Below are 5,526 nucleotides of genomic sequence, written 5' to 3'. Positions count from 1 at the left end.
TCCGAGTCGATCTTCTGCTCCTCCTCGGGGCCGGAGACCTCCACGAAGGCGTACGCCCTGGTCCCGCGCGGCAACGCCTCCAGGGCGCAGGCGATCGCGGGCAGCGCGCTCTCGTCACCGACGAGCAGGTGCCAGTCCGCGTCCGGGTCGGGTGCGTACGCCCCACCGGGTCCCGTGAAGCGGACGGTCTCGCCCGGCCGGACGCGCGCGGCCCACGGGCCGGCCAGGCCCTCGTCGCCGTGGATGACGAAGTCCAGCGTCAGCTCGCGGTGCTCGGCGTCCCAGTGGCGGACCGTGTAGGTCCGGGTCACCGGCCACTGTTCGCGTGGCAGCCCGTCCCTGACGCGCTGCAGGTCGAAGGGTTCCGGATAGGTGACGCCCGCGGGCGGGAACAGCAGCTTCACGTAGTGGTCGGTGCACGCGCCCGCCGCGAAGTCGGCGAGGTTCTCGCCGCCGAGCACCACGCGCTGCATGTGCGGGGTCAGCCGCTCGGTGCGCACGACCTGCGCGGAATGGACCTTGCGCGGCTGGCGTCCCGGTCGCTCTGCCATGAGGACCTCCCTGTCTCGCATAGTTAGGGTAACCTAAGTTAGCACCCCACCCCCACTTCGCACCTCTTGCGGCGAGAGATCACGTCGAGAGCGTCGACATCAGCCGCTCCAGGGACCCACCCAGTCCCCAGCGGGCCGCCAGCGCCTGAAGTGCCGCCGGGTCGCGCGGCGTGCGGGGCAGCGTCGTGGAAACGTCGGGCAGGGGTACGTCGTCCGCGACCCGGACCACCTTCGGCGCGACCGCGAGATAGGGACGCGCCTCGTCCAGTCGCCTGCGCTGGGTCGGCGTCAGCTTCGACCCCCGGTCCTCGATCGCCGCCATGATCCCGGCCAGGTCCCCGAACTCGGCCAGCAGCTTGGCGGCTGTCTTCTCACCGATGCCCGGCACGCCCGGCAGGCCGTCACTCGGGTCGCCGCGCAACAGGGCCAGATCCGCGTACCCGCTGCCGTCCACCCCATACTTCTCACGCAGCACCGCCTCATCGGTGTGCTGCAGCGTCCCCACGCCCTTCAGCGGGTACAGCACGCGCACCCCGCGCGCGTCGTCCACCAGTTGGTACAGGTCGCGGTCGCCCGTGACGATGTCGACCGGGCCGTTCGCCCCGGCGGTGAATGTGCCGATGACGTCGTCCGCCTCGTAGCCGGCGACGCCCACGCGGGCGATGCCCACCGCGTCCAGCACCGCCTCGATGACCGGCACCTGCGGCGACAGCGTGTCGGGCACTTCCTCCTCGTCCGGGCCCACCGCGTGCTCCTCGGCGACTCGGTGCGCCTTGTAGGAGGGGATCAGGTCCACCCGCCACTGCGGCCGCCAGTCGGCGTCCATACAGGCCACCAGGAGGTCCGGCCGGTGGTCCTTGACCAGGCGGTCGATGAAGTCGAGCAGTCCGCGCACGGCGTTCACCGGCGTACCGTCCGGGGCCCGGACCGAGTCCGGGACGCCGAAGTAGGCGCGGAAGTACAGGGAAGCGGTGTCGAGGAGCATCAGTCGTCCGGTCACGCCACGCATCATGCCGTACGCCGCCGACAGCGCCTCGCCGCAGCGCAACGCGTTGCACTCTGCGCTTTCGGTGTGAAGCGTCCCACTTTCGAGTTTGCTGCCGGGGATCGGGGGGAGGTGCCGCCCCGGAGCGAGGCTGGTTGCGCATTTCAACTGTTTGCGCCTGGTCCTCGCTCTGTTCTGTTGCCGTCTAAATAGAGGTGCACGTGTCAGCAACGCTCGAGGCCGAGAGCCTCTACAAAGTGTTCGGCAGAAGACCGGACCGAGCGGTCGAGCGGCTCCGCGACGGAGCCGACCGTGAGGAACTGCGCGCCGAGGGCACGACCGCCGCCGTGGTCGACGCGTCCTTCACCGTGGAGCCCGGCCAGATCTTCGTCGTCATGGGCCTGTCCGGTTCCGGCAAGTCCACCCTGTTGCGCATGCTGAACGGCCTGCTCGAGCCGACCGCCGGGCATGTGCGCTTCGACGGCCAGGACCTGACCACGCTCGGCGCCCGCGAACTGCGCGAGGTCCGCTCCAAGAAGATCAGCATGGTGTTCCAGCACTTCGCGCTCTTCCCGCACCGCAGCGTGCGTGAGAACGCCGCCTACGGTCTGGAAGTGCAGGGCGTGCCCCGCGCCGAGCGCGCACGCCGCGCCGACGAGGCGCTCGCCCTGTGCGGCCTGTCCGGCTGGGAGAAGTCCTGGCCCGACGAGCTGTCCGGCGGCATGCAGCAGCGCGTCGGCCTCGCCCGCGCGCTCGCCACCGACGCCGACCTGCTGCTGATGGACGAGTCCTTCAGTGCCCTGGACCCGCTGATCCGCCGTGACATGCAGGACCAGCTGCTGGAACTCCAGCAGAAGCTCAAGAAGACGATCGTCTTCATCACCCACGACCTGAACGAGGCCATGCGCCTGGGCGACCGCATCGCCGTCATGCGCGACGGCCGCATCGTCCAGATCGGCACCGCCCAGGACATCCTGCTGCGGCCGGAGAACGACTACGTCGCCTCCTTCACCCAGGACGTCGACCGCTCCCGCGTCCTGACCGCGGGCGACGTCATGGACACCTCGGTCACCGGTGACGACCCCGGCTGCCACTGCGAGACCGCCACGCCCGACACCCCGTTCACGGAGCTGTGCGCGATCAGCGCCCGGTTGACTCACCCCGTCGCGGTGCTCGACGCGAAGCGGAAACTCGTCGGAGTGGTCACGGGACAACGCCTCGTCGGCTTCCTCGGCGACGAGCAGTCCGCCCCGACGACCTGCGAATTCCCGCGGGACAACGGCGGAGACAAGGTGGTGACCCGTGCCTAGGATTCAGTTCGGCAACTGGGTCGAGGACGCTGTCGACTGGTTGCAGTCTCACCTGACGTGGGTCTTCGACGTCGTCCAAGTCGTGCTGGGCGGTATGTACGACGGTGTTGACGCCGTGCTCGGTGGCGGTGAGCCCCTCCTGATGATCGGCATCTTGACAGTGATCGCCTGGTGGCTACGCGGCCTGGTCTCCGGGGCGGTCGCCTTCGTGGGTCTCGTGCTCATCGACGCGCTCGGGTTGTGGGGCGATGCGATGGACACGCTGTCGCTCGTGCTCGTGGCCGCCGTCATCACGGTCGTGATCGCGGTTCCCCTGGGTATCTGGGCTGCTCGCAGCAAGCGGGTCAGTGCTCAGCTGCGGCCGGTGCTCGACGTCATGCAGACGATGCCGGCCTTCGTCTACCTCATTCCCGGCGTCATGTTCTTCGGCGTCGGAACGACTCCCGGCTTGCTGGCGACGATCATCTTCGCGATGCCGCCCGGAGTCCGTATGACCGAACTCGGCATCCGGCAGGTCGACAGCGAGCTCATTGAAGCGGCCGAGGCGTTCGGTACCAGCCCGCGTGACACCCTCACCCGTGTGCAGCTGCCACTCGCCCTGCCAACGATCATGGCCGGTGTCAATCAGGTGATCATGCTGGCCCTGTCGATGGTTGTCATCGGAGGCATGGCGGGCGCAGGTGGTCTCGGTGAACAGGTGTACTCCGCGATCACACAGCTGAAGGTCGGCCTTGCCGCCGAGAGCGGCACCGCCGTGGTCATTCTCGCCATGTACCTGGACCGGATGACCGGAGCACTGGGCGAGCGCGTCTCCCCGCTGGGACGCCGGGCCGCCGCCAAGACGGCGGCCGTCGCCGGACGTGTCAGGTTCGCGCACTACCGGCCCGCCGGCTCGGTCGCCGTCGTCGGCGTGGTCGTCCTCGCGCTGATAGCGGGCGGTATGAACCTGTTCGGCCCCGACCGGTCCGAGGCCCGGCCGAGTGCGAACGTGGGCCAAGGCAAGCAGATCAACATCGGCTACATCCCCTGGGACGAGGGCACCGCCACCACGTATCTGTGGAAGGAACTGCTGGAGGAGCGCGGTTACAAGACCAACGTCAAGCAGCTCGACCCTGGTCCGCTCTACTCGGGTGTGGCCCGTGGGGACATCGACTTCCAGACCGATGCCTGGTTGCCGACGACGCACAAGGCGTACTGGGACAAGTACGGTTCGCAGCTCGAGGATCTTGGATCGTGGTACGGGCCGACGTCTTTGGAGTTGACGGTGCCCTCGTATGTGAAGGGCATCGATTCCCTGGCGGATCTGAAGGGGCAGGGGAAGAAGTTCGGTGGCAAGATCATCGGTATCGAGGCCAGTGCCGGGATGATGGGGACGCTGAACAAGGACGTCCTGAAGGCCTATGGGCTGGAGGGCGAGTACAAGGTGGTGTCGTCGAGTACGTCGTCGATGCTGGCGGAGCTGGATCGGTCCATCAAGAAGAAGGAGCCGGTGGTGGTGACCCTGTGGTCGCCGCACTGGGCGTACGGGAAGTACGACCTGAAGAAGCTGAAGGACCCGAAGGGTGCCTGGGGCAAGGGTGAACAGATCCACACCGTCGCCCACAAGGGCTTCTCCGCCAAGGACCCGGTCGCTGCGCAGTGGCTGAAGAATTTCAAGCTCACCGAGAAGCAGCTGACCACTCTGGAGAACGAGATCCGCGCTGCCGGTGAGGGGCACGAGCAGGACGGTGTACAGACCTGGCTGAAGAAGAACCCCGGCCTGGCGGACAAGCTCGCTCCGAACCCCTCAGGGACCAAGGCGCAGGGCAAGGACGCGGGCAAGACTGTCAATATGGGCTACTTCCCGTGGGACGAGGCCATTGCCGCCTCCTATCTGTGGCAGAACATTCTGGAGGACCGCGGATACAAGCCACAGCTCAAGCAGCTCGACCCCGGTCCGTTGTATTCGTCTCTCGCGCAGGGGCAGATGGACGTGCAATTGGATGCCTGGTTGCCGACGACGCACAAGGCGTACTGGGACAAGTACGGTTCGCAGCTCGAGGATCTTGGATCGTGGTACGGGCCGACGTCTTTGGAGTTGACGGTGCCCTCGTATGTGAAGGGCATCGATTCCCTGGCGGATCTGAAGGGGCAGGGGAAGAAGTTCGGTGGCAAGATCATCGGTATCGAGGCCAGTGCCGGGATGATGGGGACGCTGAACAAGGACGTCCTGAAGGCCTATGGGCTGGAGGGCGAGTACAAGGTGGTGTCGTCGAGTACGTCGTCGATGCTGGCGGAGCTGGATCGGTCCATCAAGAAGAAGGAGCCGGTGGTGGTGACCCTGTGGTCGCCGCACTGGGCGTACGGGAAGTACGACCTGAAGAAGCTGAAGGACCCGAAGGGTGCCTGGGGCAAGGGTGAACAGATCCACACCGTCGCCCACAAGGGCTTCAGCAAGGAATTCTATGAGTTCTCTGGATGGCTCAAGGATTTCAGGATGACCGAACCGCAACTGGCCTCCCTCGAAGTGGCGATACAAAAGGGAGGCGCCGGAAATGAGAAGGCTTCCGCACGCCAGTGGCTGGACGCTCGGCCGGGTTTGGAAGATCCCGCCGTTGTCGCCGAGCATCTGGGCCACATGCGCGGAACCGCAGGAAGGGCAGCTGAGGCGGGTGGACATGTCCCGTGTGATCGCTGCTTC

General features: G+C 66.8%; 4 protein-coding genes. 2 read left to right on the top strand and 2 right to left on the bottom strand.

What is annotated here, in order from left to right; translation table 11 throughout:
• Positions 1 to 551: siderophore-interacting protein (locus ABZ281_RS35565; RefSeq protein ID WP_356662200.1), on the bottom strand; the 551-nt coding region annotated here is incomplete at its 3' end.
• A gap of 79 nt (positions 552 to 630) precedes the next feature.
• A complete protein-coding gene (locus tag ABZ281_RS35560) occupies positions 631 to 1,560 on the bottom strand; it encodes a 5'-3' exonuclease (RefSeq protein ID WP_356662201.1) in 930 nt (309 codons plus the stop codon).
• 197 nt (positions 1,561 to 1,757) lie between these two features.
• Between ABZ281_RS35560 and ABZ281_RS35555 the strand changes: the two genes are divergently transcribed.
• Together ABZ281_RS35555 and ABZ281_RS35550 are read left to right on the top strand one after the other, a co-directional pair.
• Positions 1,758 to 2,846, top strand: coding sequence for a glycine betaine/L-proline ABC transporter ATP-binding protein (locus ABZ281_RS35555; protein ID WP_356662199.1), 1,089 nt, complete (start codon positions 1,758 to 1,760; stop codon positions 2,844 to 2,846).
• Positions 2,839 to 5,526, top strand: a 2,688-nt coding sequence (locus tag ABZ281_RS35550) for an ABC transporter permease/substrate binding protein (RefSeq protein WP_356662198.1), incomplete at its 3' end; no start/stop codon positions are given. The genes ABZ281_RS35555 and ABZ281_RS35550, both read left to right, overlap by 8 nt.

The organism is Streptomyces sp. NPDC006265 (assembly GCF_040613555.1).
GTDB lineage: Bacteria > Actinomycetota > Actinomycetes > Streptomycetales > Streptomycetaceae > Streptomyces.
This window is presented reverse-complemented; position numbering and strand designations above follow the sequence as displayed.